Origin of the sequence: Massilia sp. UMI-21 (assembly GCA_015277795.1) — a bacterium.
Classification (GTDB): Bacteria; Pseudomonadota; Gammaproteobacteria; order Burkholderiales; family Burkholderiaceae_D; genus Telluria.
In genome coordinates, this window is the sequence record CP063848.1 from 872,834 (window position 1) to 892,770 (window position 19,937).

The 19,937-nt window shown below is 66.9% G+C and carries 15 protein-coding genes; 13 read left to right on the plus strand and 2 right to left on the minus strand.

Going from position 1 to position 19,937, the window contains the following annotated elements:
• Positions 1–176 precede the first annotated feature (176 nt).
• The 6 genes from IM543_03865 (at position 177) to IM543_03890 (ending at position 6,542) form a co-directional block, all read left to right on the plus strand.
• Complete coding sequence (locus IM543_03865; protein QOY95042.1) at positions 177–836, plus strand: DUF4142 domain-containing protein; 660 nt, start codon at positions 177–179, stop codon at positions 834–836.
• A gap of 131 nt (positions 837–967) precedes the next feature.
• Positions 968–1,669, plus strand: coding sequence for a DUF4142 domain-containing protein (locus tag IM543_03870; protein QOY95043.1), 702 nt, complete (start codon positions 968–970; stop codon positions 1,667–1,669).
• Positions 1,670–1,784: 115 nt separating this feature from the next.
• On the plus strand, positions 1,785–2,348 hold the full coding sequence (locus tag IM543_03875; GenBank protein QOY95044.1) for a DNA-3-methyladenine glycosylase I: 564 nt from the start codon (positions 1,785–1,787) through the stop codon (positions 2,346–2,348).
• A 1-nt stretch (position 2,349) separates the two neighbouring features.
• A complete protein-coding gene (mnmC, locus tag IM543_03880) occupies positions 2,350–4,017 on the plus strand; it encodes an FAD-dependent 5-carboxymethylaminomethyl-2-thiouridine(34) oxidoreductase MnmC (GenBank protein ID QOY95045.1) in 1,668 nt (555 codons plus the stop codon).
• A gap of 117 nt (positions 4,018–4,134) precedes the next feature.
• A complete protein-coding gene (locus IM543_03885; protein QOY95046.1) occupies positions 4,135–4,836 on the plus strand; it encodes a HAMP domain-containing histidine kinase in 702 nt (233 codons plus the stop codon).
• 26 nt (positions 4,837–4,862) lie between these two features.
• Positions 4,863–6,542 (plus strand): response regulator, encoded by a 1,680-nt coding sequence (locus IM543_03890; GenBank protein QOY96512.1) that lies wholly within the window; start codon positions 4,863–4,865, stop codon positions 6,540–6,542.
• A gap of 8 nt (positions 6,543–6,550) precedes the next feature.
• On the opposite strand, the gene IM543_03895 is transcribed toward IM543_03890, so the two are convergent.
• Positions 6,551–9,814, minus strand: a complete 3,264-nt coding sequence (locus IM543_03895; protein ID QOY95047.1) for a hypothetical protein — start codon at positions 9,812–9,814, stop codon at positions 6,551–6,553.
• Positions 9,815–10,064: 250 nt separating this feature from the next.
• Here IM543_03895 and IM543_03900 point away from each other — a divergent pair, with 250 nt between their 5' ends.
• The gene (locus IM543_03900) at positions 10,065–10,604 is read left to right on the plus strand and encodes a hypothetical protein (GenBank protein ID QOY95048.1); all 540 of its coding nucleotides are present in this window, start codon (positions 10,065–10,067) and stop codon (positions 10,602–10,604) included.
• Between the two features lie 194 nt (positions 10,605–10,798).
• The gene (locus tag IM543_03905) at positions 10,799–11,608 is read left to right on the plus strand and encodes a hypothetical protein (protein QOY95049.1); all 810 of its coding nucleotides are present in this window, start codon (positions 10,799–10,801) and stop codon (positions 11,606–11,608) included.
• A gap of 416 nt (positions 11,609–12,024) precedes the next feature.
• Here the strand turns inward: IM543_03905 and IM543_03910 are convergent, their stop codons facing one another.
• The gene (locus IM543_03910) at positions 12,025–12,681 is read right to left on the minus strand and encodes a hypothetical protein (GenBank protein QOY95050.1); all 657 of its coding nucleotides are present in this window, start codon (positions 12,679–12,681) and stop codon (positions 12,025–12,027) included.
• 205 nt (positions 12,682–12,886) lie between these two features.
• Between IM543_03910 and IM543_03915 the strand changes: the two genes are divergently transcribed.
• The 5 genes from IM543_03915 (at position 12,887) to IM543_03935 (ending at position 19,914) form a co-directional block, all read left to right on the plus strand.
• A complete protein-coding gene (locus IM543_03915) occupies positions 12,887–14,032 on the plus strand; it encodes a DUF3108 domain-containing protein (GenBank protein QOY95051.1) in 1,146 nt (381 codons plus the stop codon).
• Position 14,033: 1 nt separating this feature from the next.
• Positions 14,034–14,783, plus strand: a complete 750-nt coding sequence (locus tag IM543_03920) for a DUF3108 domain-containing protein (GenBank protein ID QOY95052.1) — start codon at positions 14,034–14,036, stop codon at positions 14,781–14,783.
• A gap of 178 nt (positions 14,784–14,961) precedes the next feature.
• Entirely contained in the window at positions 14,962–16,353 is a 1,392-nt protein-coding gene (locus IM543_03925; protein ID QOY95053.1) for a hypothetical protein, read from the plus strand.
• Positions 16,346–17,083, plus strand: a complete 738-nt coding sequence (locus tag IM543_03930) for a hypothetical protein (GenBank protein ID QOY95054.1) — start codon at positions 16,346–16,348, stop codon at positions 17,081–17,083. The genes IM543_03925 and IM543_03930 overlap by 8 nt, the downstream gene beginning before the upstream one ends.
• Before the next feature lie 8 nt (positions 17,084–17,091).
• Entirely contained in the window at positions 17,092–19,914 is a 2,823-nt protein-coding gene (locus tag IM543_03935; protein ID QOY95055.1) for a chromosome segregation protein SMC, read from the plus strand.
• Positions 19,915–19,937: the final 23 nt, after the last annotated feature.

The following is a 19,937-nucleotide window of genomic DNA, read 5'->3' on the forward strand; positions in this document are numbered from 1 at the left end:
TGGCCGGTTTTTGGGCCGGCATGACATGGAATTGCTATATGGCTAACGTGCGCTGGTCCGTCATACGCGACGATACACTCGACGCGCTCGACATCATGCGATGTCGGAAGCAGGAGAGGCCGTCCGGCCGAGCCCGGTCTGGCAGCCTCCTGCCATTGCAAGAACTGGAGAACCTCATGCAGAACAGGCAGGTCGTCAAGAAGTTGCTAGCAGTAAGCGTCGTGGCCGCGATGTCGATCGCCTTCGGCGTGCAGGCCCAGGCCAGCCAGGGCACGACCCGATCCGAGGGCGCCAAGTCGCACACCGCGGACACCGGCGCCATGGAAGCCAGCTCGGGTGCATCGGGCGCCGCCGGCGCCACCGCTTCCGGCGCGGCCATGCTGAGCGCGGCCGACAAGAAGGCCCTTACCGACATGGCGCTGGCCAACATGGCCGAAGTCGACACCGGCAAGCTGGCCCTGAGCAAGAGCCAGACCGCCGAGGTCAAAACCTTCGCCCAGCAGATGATCGACGACCACGGCAAGGCGCTGAACGAGGTGCAGGCGCTGGCCCGGCAGAAGGGCGTGGCCTTGCCGACCGAACTGGACGCCAAGCACAAGGCCATCTCGGCCCGGCTGGCGGAACTCGATGGCCCGGAATTCGACCGTGCGTACATGAAGATGGTGGGCGTGACCGATCATCGGCAGACCCACAAGCAACTGGAGAAGGATGCGAAGAAAGCCAAGGATCCTGACGTCAAGGCACTGGCCACCAAGCTGATGCCGACCGTCGAGCAGCACCTGAAGGCGGCCCGGCAGATGACGACGCTCAAGTCTGGCACCACTTCCGGTAACTAGGCGCGAAACTACGCCAGTAAATCAGTAGGCAAACCATCGCGGGCATGCTGCCCCCCGGCAGCAGCCAGCGAATCACCGGCTGCCGCGCTTTGCGGCAGCCAGCCGCACGCAAGTGCCTCAAGGAGAATTTCATGCAGAAGACACTGCGCATCCACCGTATGCTGGCGCTATCGCTTGCCAGCGCAATGTTCGCCGCGGGCGCCGCCCAGGCGCAGACCGGCACCCAGTCAGGCGCCCAGAATGCAGCGCCTGCCGCCGCCACGGCAACGACAAAGGCAGCCGACGCGGCGACGCCCGGCGCCCCGGCAGCCAAGCTTGACCGTTCAGACCGCAAGGCACTGATCCAGATGGCCCAGGCCAACATGGCCGAGATCGCCACCGGCAAGCTGGCGCTCGGCAAGGCCGTCAATCCCCAAATCAAGGCCTATGCCCAGCGCATGGTCGACGAACACAGCAAGACCCTGGCCGAAGTGCAGGCCCTGGCCCAGGCCAAGGGCGTCGAGCTGCCGCAGGAGCTGAACGTCAAGTTCAAGGCCAAGGGCGCACTGCTCGATGCGCTCAAGGGCGACATCTTCGACCGCACGTACATCAAGCAGTCCGGCCGGCGCGACCACCGTGTCACCCACGAACAGCTGCGCGACAGCCTGGAGAAGATCAAGGACCCGGACATCAAGGCCCTGGCCACGAAGATGCGGCCGGTCGTCGAACAGCACCTGCTGGCGGCGGATGAACTGATCGCCACGACGGCGCGCGGCGCCACCGGTACGGCGGGTACGCCCGGCGACGACACCAGCACCGCCACCGGCAAGGAACCGATACCGATGAAGAAGTAGGGCAGGCCTCAAGCCGCCGGGGGCGGGCCTTTCCACTCGCCCACGATACGGGGTGGCGGCGCATCGCTCACCGGCGGCGTGAATCCCGGCGCCGGGTCTGATCTATACTTCCGCCATGAACCAGACCCGCTGCACCTGGGCCAACATGGCCAACCCCCGCTACATCGCCTACCACGACCATGAGTGGGGCGTGCCCTGCCACGACGAGACCACGCTGTTCGAGATGCTCAATCTCGAAGGCGCGCAGGCCGGACTGTCGTGGGAGACCATCCTGAACAAGCGCGAGAACTACCGCGCGGCCTTCGACGCCTGGGATGCCGAAAAAATTGCCGCTTACGACGACGCCAGGGTGGCCGGGTTGCTGGCCAATCCGGGCATCGTGCGCAACCGCCTGAAGGTGGCGGCGGCGATTACCAACGCCAGGGCCTACCTGGCGATGCGCGAGCAGGGCCTCACCCTGGACGCCTACCTGTGGGGCTGGGTGGACGGCACGCCCCTGGTCAACGACTGGCCGGACGGGGTGCGCCCGGCCAAGACCGCGCTGTCCGACCGCATCTCGAAAGACCTGGCCAAGCGCGGCTTCAAATTCGTCGGCTCGACCATCGTCTACGCCTACCTGCAGGGCATCGGCGTGGTGAACGACCACGACAAGGCCTGCTTCTGCTACGCCGGGCGCTGAGATGGACCTGCGCACGCACTGGCGCGGCCGCGAACGCTACACGGTCTTCCACACCGACTACGGCGACGGCGCCTGGGCGCGCGCGCTGCAGGACGCCTGGCGCAGCGATCCGGCGCGGCCGCAGCGCCTGCACATCGTGGCGCTCGCCGCAGGATTGCTGCCGGGCTTCCACCGCATTCCGCAAGACGACCCGCGGCTGACGCTGACCCTGCTGGCGGCGCCGCTGGATACGGCGCTGGCCCAGCTGGGCGCGCAGCCCGACTGCTTCCGGCTGCATGGCGTGGCCGGCACCGATTTCGTACGGCCGCTGGCACGCATCGCAGCAAGCGGCGCTTGCCTGCATGGCGAGCGCCTGGACAATGCGCAGCGCGCGGCGCTCCAGGCCCAGGGTTTCGTCTTCGATGGTGACGGCGCCGTCTTCGCCAGCCGCAAGCCGCGCCTGCCGGTGCCGCCGGTGCTGCCCGCGGCGCACAAGCGCGCCCTCGTCATCGGTGCGGGCCTGGCCGGCGCCGCCGCCTGTGCCAGCCTGTGCGCGCGCGGCTGGCAGGTCACGCTGGTCGAGCGCCATCCGGCGCCCGCGATGGAAGCCTCGGGCAACCTGGCCGGCATCTTCATGCCGCTGCTGTCACGCGACGACAACATCCCGACCCGCCTGACGCGCGCGGCTTACCTGTACGCGCTGCGGGCCTGGCGCCAGCTGGGCGGTATCGGCGCCGCCATCGAAGGCCAGGCCTGCGGCGTGCTGCAGCTGGCACGCGACGCCGGGCACGCCGAGGTCGCGCGCGGCATCGCGCGCGAACACGCCTATCCGCCGGATTTCGCGCGCTGGCTCGAACGCCTTGACGCCGAGGCGCTGCTCGGGCTGCCGGCGCCGGATGGCGGCTGGCTGTTCCCGCAGGGTGGCTGGGCGCGCCCCGGCAGCGTGTGCGAGGCGATGCTGCGTGCTTGCGGGGATCGGCTCGTGCAACGTTTCGGCGTCGGCACGATTACCCTGGAACGCGACGCTGCGGGTGAGGGCGCGGCCTGGCTGGCGCGCGGCGAAGACGGCGCGGTGGTCGGCCAGGCGCCGACCGTGGTGCTGGCCAACGGCGCCGGCGCGCGCAGCCTGGCGCAATCGCGCGCGCTGCCGCTGGCGGCGCTGCGTGGCCAGGTGAGTCACCTGGCCAGCGCCAGCCTGCCCGCCTTGCCGCTGGTGCTGTGCCGCGAAGCCTACCTGACCCCGGCCGGTGGCGACATCACCTGCGCCGGCGCCACCTATGACCTCGACGACGATCCGCAGCTGCGCATCGCCAGCCACGAAGAGAATATCGCGCGCCTGCGCGGCCTGGTGTCCGATCCTGCCGCCGCGGCAGGGGCGCCGCTGGCCGGCCGCGTGGGTTTCCGCTGCGTGGCCCCGGACCGGCTGCCGCTGGTGGGCCGCTTGCCCGACTTCGGCGCCGCAGGCGCCACCGAGCGCCTGCGCGACGTGCCGCGCCATCCCGGACTGCATGCGCTGCTCGGCTATGCCTCGCGCGGCCTGATCTGGGCGCCCCTGGCGGCCGAACTGCTGGCCGCGCAGCTGGAAGGCGAGCCGCTGCCGCTCGAGACGGCGCTGGTCGATGCGCTCGATCCGGCACGTTTCGTGCTGCGGGCCCGGCGTGCTCCACGCGTTCCCGGTGTCGATGCATGAATGATTGCAGGATGTTGTGATCGCGCAATAAGTTACATTCCGCCAGGAAATGTCAAATCGCTGGCGGTATAATTGACCCAAGGTAACTTTTTTGCGGCCGGACGCCCGGCCAGATCGATGGAAGACCCACATTCGCCACTGTCCATGTTTCTCGCGTCGACCGCGCACGACATGAAGAATTCGATCAGCGTCCTGTCCGGCACGCTCGAGCGCCTGCTCGACGACGCGTCGCCCGAGACCGAACGGGCCTACCCGCAGATGGCGCAGATGCTCTACCAGACCCGCCGCCTGAACGACAACCTGATGCAGCTGCTGGCCCTGTACAAGCAGGTGGGCACGCCCGAATATCCGTTCGACGTGCAGCCGCTGGAGGTCGGGCAGCTGGCCGAGCAGGTGGTCGCCCTCGGGCGCGTACTGCTGGAGTCGCGCGGCATCCGGTTCGAGCTCGACATCGATCCGGAACTGGTGTGGCACTTCGACGAAGACCTGATCGTCGGCGTGGTCTCGCACGCCGTCAACAATGCCGTGCACTACACGCGTGACCGCGTGCTGCTGGTGGCGCGCGAGCGCGACGGCTGGCTCGAGATCCGCGTGGAAGACAACGGCGCAGGTTTCCCTGCGGCCCTGCTGGCGGCGGGGAGCGCAGCGATGAGCGGCACCGCGGCCGGCCTCGACTTCCTGACCAACAGCGCCGGCCTGGGCCTGCACTTCGCGCGCGAGGTCGCGCGCATGCATCGCCACCGCGAGCGCAGCGGCGCGGTGCGTCTCGAGAACGGCGGCAGCCTTGGCGGCGGCTGCTTTATCCTGACCCTGCCATGAATGCCATCGTCAACGCCGTCGCGGGCATGCCCGCCGCCGCCTCGGACCAGGTCGACTGGGCCACCAAGACCTACCTCGTGGTCGACGACTTCATCGGGGTACGCCAGCTGCTGCGCGAAGCCCTGCGCAGCCTGGGTGCGCGCACCATCGACCAGGCCTCCAGCGGCGGCGAGGCCATGGGCCTGCTGAACAAGACCCGTTACGATGTGGTGCTGTGCGACTTCAACCTGGGCGAGGGCAAGAACGGCCAGCAGGTGCTGGAAGAGGCGCGCATGCGCCACCTGTTGCTGCCCTCGAGCGTGTTCCTGATGGTGTCGGCCGAGAAAAGCGTCGAATCGGTGATGGGCGCGGCCGAGCACCAGCCGGACGCCTACCTGGTCAAGCCGATCACCGAAGGCGTGCTGCTCAGCCGCCTGAACCGCGTGTGGCGCAAGAAGCAGGTGTTCAACCTGATCGACCATGCCTATGCCGAGAAGGACTACCTGCGCGCCGCGCGCCTGTGCGACGAGCAGGTTGCGGTCAACAAGCCGCACGAGATCGAGCTGCTGCGCATGAAGGCGCGCCTGATGGAGAAGAGCGGCGAGCCGGCGAAGGCGCGCGAGACCTACGAGCGCGTGCTGGCGCAGCGCGAATACCAGTGGGCGCGCGCGGGGCTGGCCAAGATCCGCATGGCCGACGGCGATTTCGAACAGGCGCGCCAGATGTTCCAGACCGTGATCGCCGAGAACCGCTACTACATCGACGCCTACGACCAGCTGGCGCTGGCCTGGCAAAACCTGGGCAAGCACGAAGAGGCATTGAGCGTGCTTGAGCGCGCGGCCAAGCTGTCGCCCAATTCCGTGCCGCGCCAGCGCAACCTCGGCCAGGCCTGCCTGAAGCTGGGCAACGTCGGCATGGCGGAGAAGGCCTTCCGCAAGTGCATCGCGATCGGCGAATACTCGATCCGCAAGACGCCCGACGCCTACCTCGGCCTGGCGCGCGTGTGCGGCCTGAAGAACGACCCGAAGGAAGCGCTGCAGCTCCTGATCGCGGCGCAGCGCGAGTTCGGCGCCGAGCATCCGGACATGGAGCTGCGCACCAAGATCACCGAGGGCCTGGTGTACCACGAGAGCGGCGACTACCGCCGCGCGCGCAAGGCCGGCGACGAGCTGGAAGCGCTGCTGCAATCGACGCCCGAGCGCCCCGACGTGCCCACCTGCCTGGAGATGGCGACCCTGCTGTTCGCGGTCGGCGTCAAGGAGGCGCCGGTCGAGCTGCTGTGCTACGTCATCCGCAACAACCACGACAATACGCTGCTGCAGGACGAGGTGCAGCAGATCTTCGAGAAGGCGCGCATGGGCGAGGAAGGCGAAAGGCTGATCCGCGGGGCGCGCAAGGAAGCGATCGACCTGATGAACCAGGGCGTGCTGTTGTGGAAGACCGGCAAGCTGCGTGAAGCGGTGGAGTGGATGCGTAACGCGCGCGCGGCGCTGCCGCACAACGTGCGGATCCTGTTCAACTCGGCGCAGATCCTGATTTCGCACATGCAGCAGCGCGGCTACAGCGCCGAACTGCACGACGAAGCCCATGCGGTGTTGACGCATGTGGACCATCTGCAGCCGGGGCAGCAGCGCTTTGCGCAGTTGATGGAGCAGTTGCTCGGGCTGGTGCCCAAGGCGGAGGAGCCTGCGACTGGAGCGCCTGCGGGAGAAGCTGCCGCCGCTTGAGCTCCGCCTCAGCGCCAGCCCGCCCTGACGTCCGCGCAGCGCTGTGCCTGCACCGCGCCCCCATGCCGTCGCGCCAGCTCCACGCACAGCGCGCCCACGTCCAGGCCCCCATCCTGCTTGCGTGCCGCGGCGCTCGCCCCGTCCAGCGCGCAGTTTCCGACGTACTGTCCCAGCGCCCGGTAGCTTTCGAACTGGGTTTCGTCGAACCACTGGTCCACCGAGCTCTCATGCGGATAGGCCGGGTGCACCTTGCGGTAGTTGAGCAGGTCGGCATTTTCCTTGCCGACGATGCTCGGCTTCAGGTAGAGCAGGGTGCCGTCCACCCCGCCCTGGTCGACCTGGCTGTAGCGCACCGTGCCGACCGCGCAGCTGGCGCCGCACAGGCCATCGCCGCCCAGCTGCGCCAGCCTGGAGACGTCGAGGTCGATGCGCACGTGCAGGTCGGTGCCGACCTTGCGGATCGCATTGCCGAGGTCTTCGAAGGCCAGCCGGCCGTCGCTGGCCACGTCCACCGCGATGATCAGGCGGCAGCGCCGCCGTATCAGTTCGTAGATGCCGAGATTGTCGAAGTGCCCGCCATCGGAAAGGTAGACGTAGGTCGCGTCGGCATTGGTCAGGCCGAACAGCTCGGCCAGCAGGCTGAACAGCCCGACCGGCGGCGAGGACTGCCGCCAGGCGGCCTTGCGCGGATTGGGGCACCAGCGTCCCAGGCGCACGTTAAACATCGTCATCAGGAAGTTCAGCGGCGGCGAGGAGTGGGCGCCCATGTTCGGGCTGGCCGCTGCGCCCGAGACCGCGACCGCCATCCCGAGCCGCACGCCGGCGTCGTCGTCGGCCCCGGCGCCGGAGCGCGAGCCATAGGCGCCGGTGGGTCGATAGCAGCCGCGCGCGGCATCGGACGACTGCGCGCCGGCGAGGGCCGCGCTTCCCAGCGACCCGGCCGGCAGCTCGAAGCCGCAGTAGTGCGGCGTGAACGTGAACGACGCGGCCTTGCGGGTGCGCCAGGCGAGTTCCTCGCCGCCGACCAGGTTGAGCGAGGTGTTGATGATGTGGCAGGGACGCTGCTGCTTCAGGTCCGCCAGCAGCGGATCGTCGCCCGGGTCGAAGCCGGTGAACGGATGCGGCTTGCGCGCGCGGCTGCTGGCGCCGAAATACGCGCGCACCAGGCGGTTCCGGTACAGCATGTAGAGCGAGAACTTGTTGATGTCGACGCGCCAGCCGAGTAGCAGCGCGGCGCTGAGGAAACCGACGAAGGCCCACGCCAGCCTGGGGCCGCTGGTCGCGAGCGTGGCGCCGGTATGGGCGGCGTAGACGCAGGTGAAGCTCACCGGAGCAGGGCAGTCCAGCTGCGGCGGCGCCACCACCGTCTGCACCAGGGCGCTCAGCAGCGCGAACACGCCGGCCGTGAACACGTAGGGCGCCAGCCGCGCAACCAGGTCGAGATGCGGGTCGAACCGCGAGTCGGCAGGGTGGTTGCCGGCGCCGCTCATGCCGGTCCTGTTGCCGCTGCCGGCCTTCAGGCCGAACCAGGTCATGGCCAGCCAGCCGAGCGCGGTGCCGATGTGCGACCACGGGTTCTGGGTCAGCCAGGCCCAGTGCAGCAGCGGCGCCAGGAAGAAGGTCACGCCGAACATCGAGACCCAGGCCAGCGCGAAGATCCAGGTCCAGGCGCCCTGGCGGCTCCACCATTCGCGGCTGGCGTCGCTGTACATGCGACCGATCAGGCCGATCATGAGCGTCATGGTGCCGGCGAACAGCGCCATCATCAGCGGCATGCCGAAGGTGGTGAGGGCGATCGCATTGTTCAGCACCGGATGCGTGTTCGGGTTGGGCAGCAGGGACAATCCGGCAAGCAGCAGGATCGTGCCGATGCCGAGTGCGCCGAGAGCGCAGGCCAGGTGCGACACGCCTTCGACGACCTCGGTGCGCGTCAGGTCGGGCGGCGGCGGATGGGGCTGCAGCAGGCGGGGCACGACGCCCAGGACAAGGGCCAGCATGACCAGCACCACGCACAGCGCCAGCAAGCCGTTCACCAGATAGTCGTAGCTCTCGCGTGCCATGAACCGGACGATCGTTTCGGGGGCGAAGGCACGCGCCGCCGCGCACAGCACGGCCAGCACGGCGATGAAGGCCGCGGTGCAGAAGGTGTAGCCGGCGCGCCGGTAGACGCTGGTGCGGTCGTGCGCCAGGTACCAGCCGCAGGCCCACACCACGAAGTAGACGAAGCCCGGCGCCAGCAGCCAGTGCGCGCGGCCCTGCAATTGGGCCGGCAGCGCGCTCCATTCCCAGAACGGCGTTTCGCCGCCATGCCGCCACAGGCCCAGGCTGCCGAGGAAGCCCGCCAGCAACAGCGGCAGGTTGATCCACCAGAGCACCGCGCCTTGCGACAGTGGAAAGCGGCGCCGGCCGCGCGAGCCGGAAGGCTTGCTGGAAATGCTCAGGGCGATGCAGAACACGGCGCACAGGAACAGCAGGACCCCGGCGATCCAGGCCAGGTCGGCGTACACGGCCCAGGGTCCGCCGGCGTCGACGATGCGGTGCACGGCCCACACGGCGGCGCGCGGCAGCAGGAGCAGGGCGCACAGCCAGGCGACCAGCATGGTCAGGTTCAGGCCGGTGTTGCGCACATAGGTACCGATCAGGGTCCAGGTATCGGCGCTGAACATCCCGCCGCGCGGCGACAGGTAGTTGCTGTACTGGCGCAGGAAGCGGATCGACGGCGCTTCGGCAGCGCCGCCCGCATTGCCACTTCCTTGCGCCAGCATCTCCTCGACCTTGCGCACGTCGCCGCCCTGTTCGTGGATGCACTTGGACAGCCAGCCGCCGATGAAGCCGCCGCCGGAGACCGTGGACAGGTAGTCGAGATGGCGCAGCAGCCCGTTTGCCGCCAGGGCCTGCAAGACGCCGAGCCCGAAGGTGGCGCTGCGCACGCCGCCGCCGGACAGCGCCAGGCCGACCAGCCCGGCCTTATGGGCGCGCGACGGCAACCCGGCGTCGAGGGCAGCGTCGGGTTCCGGGCGCAAGAGCCTGAGTTCGTCGCGGAAGACGTCCTGGAAGGTCGCGCCGCTGACTTCGTCCAGGCGCTGCAGGGTTGCTTCGTCGAGCACGCCGCGGCCGGCGATGCCTTCGCGCCGGCGAAACTCGACGATGGCTTCGGCCAGTTCGCCCAGCGTGCAGGCATGCGCCGGCGGGTGGCAGTCGGCGGCCTCGAGTTTGCGGCGCAGGTCGGCGATTTGCGCCGGGGCCAGGCTGGCTGGATCGAAAGAGGGCACGTGCACTCCTGCTGAAGACGGGAGCGGAATGGCGAAAGCCTGTCCCGCTAAGCCAGTTCAGCACGCCGGGCAAGCGAGCGCTACCGATTAGCGCAAGAGTGCGTGGCTAAGTTCGTATAGAAATCTTGCCCGCGGCAAAGACAAGGAAATCCCGGGCGTTTTCGGAAGGTGGGAATGTGTGCGTCTTCGCATGATGTGATCTGGCATCATCGAGGCCCTGATGCGCCCATTCTGATCCAAAGGAATCTTCATGAAGTTTGCAGCCCCGGCCGTATTCGGTCTATCGCTTGTCCTTGCCGTCCCTGCCTTTGCCGCGCCCCCGGCGCCCGCAACGCAGGCTGCCGCCATCAGCCCTGCCCACGTCCAGGCCGTGCAGGATCTGCTGGCCGCCATGCAGGTCGAGAAAGTATTGCGCGGCGTCGCCGCCCGCAGCCGTTACACGAGCGAAGCGCAACGGCAGGCGGTATTCGCCAAACTCGCCAAGACGCCGCCCGCCGAAGTGTACCGGCGCCTGGCGGCGCCGCTGGCGCGCAGCATTTCCGCCGATACCGCGCGTGAGATGACCCGTTTCTATAACACGCCCTACGGCAAGCAGCTGATCCACAGGAAATACAACAGCGCCTCCCAGATCATCATGCCGGGCATGAAGCCGGTGGTGCCGCCGGAAGAAAAGAAAGAACGCAAGCGGGCGGCCTATGTCCAGGCAAGCAAGGAGCTGGCGGATGCGGAAGCGGTGATCGAGCGTGAAGCGTTCAAGCTCCTGCAGATGATCAACAAGGAAAAGCGTTAACAGGGTAGTCCGACGTTTTCTTGTGCCAGATGCAAGTAAAGGATGGCTTGCATCTGGCTATTGTGTCGAGGAACTCGGCCCTGGTGGTGGAAAGCAAAAGTGTGCGAGGATGCCGCATCCACTTCCAGTCGTTTTTTGTCTCTATGATCGATAACCAGTCCCTACTAACCGGTTCGCTTCCAGGAAAATAATAAATGGAGATTCTTGGGCTGGACCCCAGATTATTCAACATCGTTGTTGTCGCTTTGATTTGCGGTGCGATCTTCTTTTCGGTCGGGGTTCGTAATCCTGGACACGGAGATAGTTACCGCTGGCGGCAAATATGGTCAATCGCCGATATCCTCGCCGTTACGGTGACGATTGTAGGTGTCGCTAAGTTGATGAGTCCTTTGCTCAGCATGGAGCAGTCACAGATTGACGTCGCCAAACGAAATATCGGTATTGGAAAACAAGAGTCCGCGATTTACGCAATAAATCGCGCGCAGGACAAATTTTGCCCTGTGGAGGGTGTAAGCACGGAGGCGGTGGCAACCTGCGACGTCATTCGCAGGATGCAGCGTTCGCTGTACGCGCCGCGTGCTAACCACGTTACGGCGGGGGTTATCTTGCAAAGCGATCTTCCTGTTATCTGTACAGAGAACCAGTGTGATCCTGTCATTGCAGATATCAAGCGGACAATCATCGACTTCCAGGCTCACAGCCTTAGCGTTCGGGAAATAGTGGATGACACGCATCCCGCAACGGAGAAGGATATTATCTATCTGCTGATTTTTACAGGCATGTATGTCTTCATCGCTTCGTTCAGGCTCGGCCGATCAGGGGCGGAGTTTTCACGAAATCGCCTCGATTACCAGGCAAAAAATGCCAAACTCAAGACGCCAGAGCCGAAGGACGAACAGCGAACCGTTGAACAGCAACTGAAATCGTTGAGTGAAAGGGTGAGTGCAATCGAATCTGGCGCCCATCCAGGCACGGCCGGGCAGGTCGAGCAGGCATCGAGCTAAGTACTCGACAAGAAATAAATGGGAGTCTTGGCAAACAGAACCGGAGTATTTAGGGAAGTAAAGAGCGGCTGTTGAACTGCGGCCCCGCTCCAAGTGCTTGCGTTATGTGGTGGCCCAGGTTTTCCACCAACTTTGCCAGCCGGAAACGCACGGTAGTCACAGTAGAGTGATTCGCAATTCGGCAGGCATGGCAACGCTGTACTCACTGGTACCTTCATGCAGCTCAAACCCGCGTTCTTCCTCTGGCTCGCATGACAGTGCATATTGGCTGGCCGGGGCAGCCATGGGCTCCAATATGGAGTGTGGGCTGAACGCGGAGAGCGGCAAGCAGGCGCCTGGCCCTGAGATGGAAAGACCAGCTGCCGTGCTACGCGGTGGTCTCGCTTGTGGTGTCGGCCATCGTCGGGCCGGCCCGCTCAGCCCTTGCCGGGATTGACGCGCGGGTTGCGCCCAACCCGCTTGGAGCCTGCCGCCGGCTGCTCCGCGCCGCCGGAGACGTCCAGCGGCGAACCGCCCTGGGCTGTCGGTTCGGCTGGCGGCGCCTTGTTCGCGCTATCGGACTTGTCGCCGGACGCTTCCGGCGCGCTGCCGGCTGCCGGCATGGCGCTGGTCACAGCCTGGCGGAACTGGTCTTGCAGCAGGTTCCACCAGGCGACCGCTGCCGGCATGGCGCCGCCGGCGGCAGCGTGGTCGGCGGCCGGATTCGCCTCGTCCGGCGAGGCGGCACTGGCGCTGTCGGCCTGCGGGGCCGGGGCCGGCGGTGGGGGCGGCGTCGGCACGGCCGCCGGTTGCGCGAAGAACTGCGCGAACGGCGCCGCCATCGCCGGATCGGAACCGGCGCGCTGCATGGCCTGCGCCATGCTGTCGCCCATGGCCTTGAGCGTGGCCAGCGTGCCGCGCTGCACTTCGAGAGCCTGGATGGTCCCGCGCAGCATGCCGAGGTTCAGGTTCAGCCAGGATTCGACCGCCTTGAGGTCGGCGATCCGCTTGTCGAGGTCTTCGGTGGACAGGCCGGAGCCGGTCATGCCGGTCATGCCGGTCATGCCCGGCATGCCGACGCCGGGGATGTTCATGTTACCCCAGAGGTTTTTTACGAATTCCAGTGTATCGGTCATTCCGGCAGCATGCGGCATGGGTGGCTTGAGCATCGGTGTTCTCCCTTGTTAGGCACGCCAAGCGTAGCAGATAAATAACACGGGACAAAGCCCGTGCAGTGCGTGGCAACCAATATCAGCGCCCGCCCCTGCGCCAGAGGCGCGCACAGGCTACACTAGCGGCATGAGTTCCGCTTTCCTCCCCCAGCGGCGCCGCGCGCTGGTGCTGGGCACGCTGGTCGTGCTGCTGCACTGGCTGGCGTTGGGCTGGCTCACCGCAGGCACGCGGGGCATCGCGCTGCCGGCGCGCGATGGCGAAGCGATGGTCAGCACGGCGCTATTGCCGGCGCTGCCCTCGCTTCCGTCCCTCGCGCCGGTCGAGGAAGCAGTGCCGCCCCCTGCGCCGAAGATGGTGCAGCCGCCCGTGCCCGACTTTTCGCCGCTGCCCACCATCGCCATTGCCGAAGACGCGGTAGGCGAGCCGGCGCCGCCCGGTCCGCCGGCCGAAGACACGCAGCCGCCCGCCGAACCCCTTCCGGCGCCGCCGGTGGCCACGGCCGCTGTTGCGCCCGATGTTACGCCCGCTGTTGCGCCCGCTGTTGCGCCCGCCGCTGCGGAACCCGGCCCGGCGCCGATCGTTCATACGATCCGCCGCTACCAGGTGGATGTGCCGCCGCCGGCCGAGCTCAGCTACGACGTCGCGCGCACCGATGCCGACGGCACCCAGTGGAGCGGCGAGGCCCTGCTGTCGTGGAAACCGCAGCGGCAGTCCTACCAGGTCCGGGTCGAGATCGGTATCAGGATCGTGTTTACCCGCGTGAACCTGCTGGTGCTCACCAGCGAGGGTTACCTCGGCAATACCGGCCTGGCGCCGGTGAAGATGACGGAAAAGCGCCGCGGCCGCTCCCTCACTGCGACCCATTTCGACTGGCCCGGCAACAAAGTCACATTCTCGGCCTCGCAGAACCATCACGCGCTGCTGCCCGGTGCGCAGGACAAGGCCACGGTGCCGCTGCAGCTGGCCGCCATCGCCCGTGGCGACCAGTCGCAGCTGAGCGGCGACATCGACATGTTCGTCGGCGAAGAACGCTGGGGCAGCGTATACACTTTCAATGTCGTCGGGCCGGAAGAGATCGATACGCCCATGGGACGCCTGCAGACCGTACGCGTGGCGCGTCCTCCCAAGGAGGGCTCGTACAAGACGCGGCTCGACATCTGGCTCGCGCCCGCACATGGCTGGCTGCCGGTGCAGATCCGCAGCAGCGAAGCCAACGGCGCCATCACGACACAAACGGCGAAGAACATCGCCATGACCCAACCAGGAATTTGATATGCAAGGATTCGCTCCACGCGCCACCACTGGCCTGCTGCTCGCGCTGACCCTGGGCGGCGCCGCTGCCCAGGATGCGCCGGCCGCCATCAAGCGCGCCTTCGAACTGCCGCCCTCGGCCGACCTGCAATACACGCTGCAGGCCCGCCAGCGCGGCTTCAGCCTCAAGGGCGAAGCCGTGGTCAACTGGCGCGCCGGCGGCGGTCGATACAGCGTCAATGCCGAATCGCGCTTGCCCATCCTGGGCACCATCACCGCGGACCGCAGCAGCGGCACGGTCGATGGCTTCGGCCTGGCGCCGGGCGAATTCGTCGAAAAGCGCCTGCGCAAGGACCCGACCACCACCACCTTCGACCGCGATGCGAAAACACTGCGCTTCAGCGAAGGCAAGCAGGTTTATCCGCTCAAGGGCGGCGAGCAGGATCGCGCCTCGATCACCTGGCAGCTGGCGGCGGTGGCGCGCGCCGCGGGCGAGCGCTTCAAGCCGGGTTCCGAGTGGCCGTTTTTCGTGGCCGGGCGCCGTGATGCCGAAACCTGGGTGTTCAAGGTCGTCAAGCGCGAAAAAGTACGCACCGGCCTGGGCGAGGTCGAGGCCGTGCTGGTGGCGCGCCAGCCGGTGGCCGACAAGAAAGACCAGACACTGGAGATCTGGCTGGCGCCCCGTCACGAGTGGTATCCGGTCAAGCTGCGCTATGCTGACGGCGACAAGGAACGGGTCGAACAGACCCTGGACACGGTCACGCAACGCTGACCGGAACACCGCGCGCCGCTCGGGTTTCTGCAACATTGTCTTGTTTTCAAGACAATGGATGGGTGTGTCTTTCCTGCCATGTCCGCTCCCCGCGGACTGCTAGTTGCCGATCCTAAACTGTTATACTGGCGCCCCCGCGGACCGGTTGAGCTTGTCCGCGCCAGAGAACGGTACTTATATGATCGACCACCTTGCCGGCGCGGCGCTCGCCGCGGATCCCCGCATTACAGCTCTTAATTCAGCTTCGGAAGACGACCCCCTGCAGGCGCACTTCCAGGACGGCGTTGCGCCCGACGAGATCGAGCAGGTCTACCATCTCAAGCGTGCCCAGCCCATGCTGTCGGCCTTCACGGCGCTGTTCCACGGCACCCAGGACGGCGTGCTGGTGCGCCTCTTGGTACTGCGCGAGCTGGCCGCCGACACCGGCAGCTCGGCTTTCTCGCGCGCCGACATCAACAACAAGCTGGCCTACCTGGCCGCGGAAAGCCTGGAGACGGTGCTGAACCGCCTGCGCGGCCATGGCCTGCTGGCCTGGGACGCCCCGGCCGCGGTCTACCGCATCACGCCGCTGGCGCGCAACGTGCTGTCCGCGCTGGACACCCTGATCGCGCTGGGCAAGCCGGAAGAAGACGACGCCGAGATGGGCTTCCTGCTGTCCCAGGTGGCCGGCGCCCAGGCCGTGGGCGGCGTCACCGTGGAGCAGTTGCGCCACCTGCTGGGCCGCCTGGTGGAACTCACCGAGGAGTTCCGCGACGCGATCGCCTCGGGTTCCGAATTCCGCCTGCGCACCTCGCAGGCCAAGTGGCACATGGCTTGCGACTGGGTCGAGAAGGGCTCCGTGATCCTGCGCGCCATCACCCAGGATCCGAACGCCGATTCTGCCACCCACAAGGCGGCGCAGGCCATCGGCCGCGCCCAGAGCGCGCTCCTGAACATGCAGGGCATGTTCTCGCGCGCGCTGAACCAGATCGAGCGCCAGCGCGTGCACCTGGGCCAGTCCGGCCTGTCGACCACCGACGTGAAGCGCTGGCTGCTGGCCCACGAGGACCTGGCCAGCCTGGCCGAGGGCGCGATCGATCGCCCCGTGGTGCCGCTGTTCGGCACCCCGGCCGAGATGATCGACGTGGCCGAGACCGAGCTGCTGCTCGAACGCGTGGTCTCGACCGGCCCGAAAGGACTGCCGAGCGGCCAGGACGCTCCCCTGAGCATCAACGACAACCCGGCGATGCAGGCCGAACTGAACGACTGGATCAACAAGCTGGCCGACTTCGCCAACCTGGGCAACTTCCCCGAGTTCTCGGACATCGGCCCGAAGAAGGTGGCGCTGCACGAGTCGCTGCTGCCGGCCAGCTTCGCCGTCGCGTCCTACCGCGCCTCGCTGCTGCCGCTGCTGGGCGACGCCGCCGAGGCCAGCCTGCAGGGCGCGACCGCCGAGCTGGCGCGCCTGCCGGTGAAGTTCGAGCCGATCGATGCCATGATCCAGCTCGACGACCCGGAAGTGGCGGCGATGTCGATCGCCACCCTCTCACTGAACCTAGATAGTCCCGAAGGCGGTACTCAAGATGAATGACGACGCACAAATCCTGATCGCGCGCCTGCTGACGCACCAGACCCTGCGCCGCGACGACAAGATGGTCAAGCGCGCGCTGTCGGACGAGCAGTTCCGCATCGAGGTCGACAAGCGCCTGCTCGAATGCGGCCTCAAATTGCTCGACAACGTGTATGCCGACCACGTGACGATCGCCCTGCACCGCAACGTCGAGCCGAAGATCTTCGGCGCCAAGGACATCTGGCAGAACAACAACTTCGGCCTGACCCGCGACGGCGTGGCCCTGCTGGTGGTGCTGTGGGCGCAGATCATCCTGCCCAAGCGCGAGCGCCAGGAGACCCACGTCACGGTGGACGACGACCAGACCGACATGTTCGACAAGGACGCGCCGATCCCGCGCGCCGAAGACACCTCGATCGGCATCTCCTACACCGCGCTGCTGTCGGACTTCGGCGACAAGCTGGGCAAGAAGACCCGCATGGACATGAACCTGGGCGTGCTCTCGAAGCTCGGCTTCATCGAGCGCCGCGGCGACGTGATCCTGGAAGGCCCGCTGCTGGACCTGATGATGGACACCGACCTGCTGAAGGAACGCATCATCAACGGCGCGCTGGCCGAGGTGTTCAAGCGCGCGCCGCTGGCCGCCGCGCCGCGCCGCATCGCCGTCGATAGCGACGCCGCCAACGACGCCGCGGCCGACGTTGCCGCAGACGCGGCCGACGAAGAACCGACCCCACTGAGCCCGAACTGAGGTAGCCCATGTTCCACATCAAATCACTCGAGCTGGTCCACTGGGACTACTGGCAGCGGATCAAGAATATCCCACTGGACGCCAAGATCATCACGATCGCCGGCCAGAACGGCTCCGGCAAGACCACGCTGCTCGATGCGCTGCGCACCCTGTTCGGCCTGGATTGCTCGATGGGCCGCACCTACAAGCACTATGCGCGCCATTCGGGCCAGCAGAGCGCCTGGCTGCGCGCCGTGGTCGACAACAAGCCGGTCGGCAAGCAACTGTCGAACCGCCCGTTCCGCCACTCCGGCTTCTTCGCCGACGACGAGGTCACCCTGTTCTGCCAGGTGCAGAAGAACGGCGGCGACTGGAAGCGCCAGTACCTGATGCGTCCCGGGAACGTCGAGATCGAGGAAGTCACCGACGCCAGCGACTGGCTGGGCGTCGAGAACTACAAGAAGCGCCTGGCCTCGGCCGGCCTGTCGCCGGCCATGTCGAAGGTGCTGGCGCTGGAGCAGGGCGAAACCGACAAGCTGTGCGAATACGCGCCGCGCCAGCTGCTCGACCTGGTGTTCCAGGTCTTCGGCGACAAGGAAGTGCTGGACGCCTACGACGAAGCCAAGCGCCACCAGCGCGACACCGAGACCGAACTGAAGCGCTTCGAGGCCGAGCTGGAAACCTCGCGCATCAACCTGGAAGGCCTGCGCCTGCGGGTGGCCAACTACCACCAGTGGGAAGACCTGCACAAGGAAAAGCGCGGACTGCAGGAAGACGTGCTTCCCGCGCTCGAATACCACGAGGCGCGCGAAAAGGCGGCCGTCATCAGCCGCAATCTGAAAGAGGCGCGCAAGCCCCTGCTGGCCGCCGATTCGATTCTGGCCGAGAAGCGCCAGCAGCTCGCAGCCCAGCAGCGCGCCCTGACCGAGGCGCAGAAGCAGGAAACGCAACTCGAGCAGGAAGCCACCGAACTGGCCAGCCGCCTGAGCCAGGTCAACCAGAAGCTCAAGCCGCTGGAAAGCCTGCTCGAGCAGAAGGAACGCCTGCAGAAGCTGGCGCTTGATGCCGGCGCCGACCTGGCCATCGTCGCCAACCAGCTCAACGAAAAAGAAGCCGAGCTGGCCAAGCAAAAGCAGCAGCGCGACAACGTCGCCGCCAGGATCGCCGGCGAGCTGGCCACCATCTCCGCGCTGCAGGGCAAGAGCGCGATGCCGGAACCGGAAGCGCAGCGCCAGATGCGCCGCGCGCTGCGCGACGAGGGCATCCCGCACGCCATGCTGTCGGACATCGTCGAAGTGACCGATCCGAAGTGGCAGGGTGCGGTCGAGGGCGTGCTGGGCGGCTACGCCTCGGTGGTGCTGCTGGAAAAAGCCAAGGATGCGCCCGCGGCCTACCGCCTGGCCGAGAAGGAGCGCTACCGCCACTTCATCGTCCCCGATTGCGTCGAGGCGCCGGTGGTCAAGGACGACAGCCTGCTGTCGGTGGTGCGCTTCTCCGGCAAGGCGCCGGGCTGGCTGATCGACCAGTTGGAACGCATCGAGCGTGTCGATTCGGTGGACGCCGGCTTCAAGTCCGATTGCGACGAATGGATCACGCCGGACGCCTACCACCGCGAACGCCGCGGCGGCCGCTCGCTGTTCGTGGAGCCTTCGCGCTACCGCTTCGGCTCGGCCGGCAAGACCCAGCGCCTGGAAGCGATCCAGAAGTCGCTCCCGGCCCTGGAGGCGCAGGAAGACGCGCTGACCCTGGCGATCAGCAAGCTGGCGGCCGAAGTGGGCGCCCTGAAGGGCCGCATCGCCGGCGTCGACGCCGCCAAGGAACTGGCGGCGCGCCAGGCCGAGTTCGAGGAAGCCACGCGCGCGATTGCCCCGCTCAAGGCCGAACGCCTGGAAGTGGGCGGGCGCCTGGGCGAGCTGTCGATGCTGACCAAGAACGCAACGGTGGCGCGCACCCGTGCCGACACCGTATGGCAGAACGCGCGCATGGCCCTGTCCGAAGCCGAAGCCGGCATGCGCCTGAACAACCGCCGCACGATCGAGCAGCGCAGCGAGCACGCCAAGGCGCTGCTGGAATTGCGCAAAGGCTGGCGCCAGGTGCCCACCAACTGGAAGAACGCGGCCTGGCGCGGCACGATCGTCGCCAAGCACCAGAACGCGCACCAGGTCAACCTGCGCCTGTCGACGCTCGAGCATTCCTTGGGCCGCGACGACTGGGAACAGGACGGCACCGTGATCGACCAGTACCAGCGCCTGAACGACCAGCTCAGTGGCCGTCAATCGGAAACCGAGGAGCGCCGCTACCAGAACAACCGCGCGATCGAGGCCACCGCCAACGCGCGCGGCGCCTACATCGAGCGCCTGCGCTACACCATCAAGACCTACTCGAAGAACATCAAGGAGCTGGGCGAGCTGGCGGGCATCGACGTGCAGGCCGATCCGGTGCGCCTGGAGAACGACGACGTCCAGCTGGCCCAGGCCGGCCTGCACGTGCGCTTCAAGTTCGACGGCAAGGACCAGATCGGCATGAACGACGGCGAAGCCTCGGGCGGCCAGCAGGTGATGAAGTCGCTGGTGCTCCTGATCGGCCTGCTGAAGTCGGAAGAAGGTTCGGGCGGCTTCGTGTTCATCGACGAACCGTTCGCGCACCTGGACATCCGCAACATCCAGCTGGTGGGCGAGTTCCTGAAGAACACCGACGCCCAGTACCTGATGACGACGCCGCTGACGCACAACACCGACGTGTACGACCCGTCGGAGCTGACGCTCATCACCAGCAAGAAGAAGAAGGACGTGCAGTGGGCGCAGCCGATCTTCGTGCTGCAGCGCAGAAAAGAAGAGGCGAAGGCCGCGTAAAGCAGAAGGGAGCCGGCAGGCTC